The sequence below is a fragment of the Flagellimonas olearia genome, from assembly GCF_009184425.1.
GTDB lineage: Bacteria > Bacteroidota > Bacteroidia > Flavobacteriales > Flavobacteriaceae > Flagellimonas > Flagellimonas olearia.
In genome coordinates, this window is record NZ_WELG01000075.1 from 1 (window position 1) to 400 (window position 400).

The 400-nt window shown below is 55.8% G+C and carries 1 protein-coding gene; it reads right to left on the reverse strand.

All coding sequences use genetic code 11. The features are described from left to right. Positions 1-400: sensor histidine kinase (locus tag F8C76_RS19275; protein WP_170284072.1), on the reverse strand; the 400-nt coding region annotated here is incomplete at both ends.

Below are 400 nucleotides of genomic sequence, written 5' to 3' on the forward strand. Positions count from 1 at the left end.
GCCACGGGTTCGGGCGCCTCCGCTGGTACTGGCCCGGCTAAAGCGATCGAACAGTCGTTCCTGGAACTCAGGCGGAATTCCCACACCACGGTCACGCACGTCACAGGCAACCCGCTCACCATCGACATACAAGGTCACATCTACCGAGCTACCTTCATGGCTGTATTTCACCGCATTGGTCAGCAAGTTCACGACCAAGCGCTCCAGCAGCTCGTTATTACCCAGCACCCACACTTCCTGATCCGGGTCGTATTCAAAACGCAGGACGATATCACGCTGCTGGGCCTGAATGTGCACCTGATCAATCGCACTTTCTACCACATCAAGCATGTCTTGCTCGTTCATTTCCACGGAATCCACCGCTTCCACCCGCGCAAGCTGCAGGAATTGCTCAGCAATA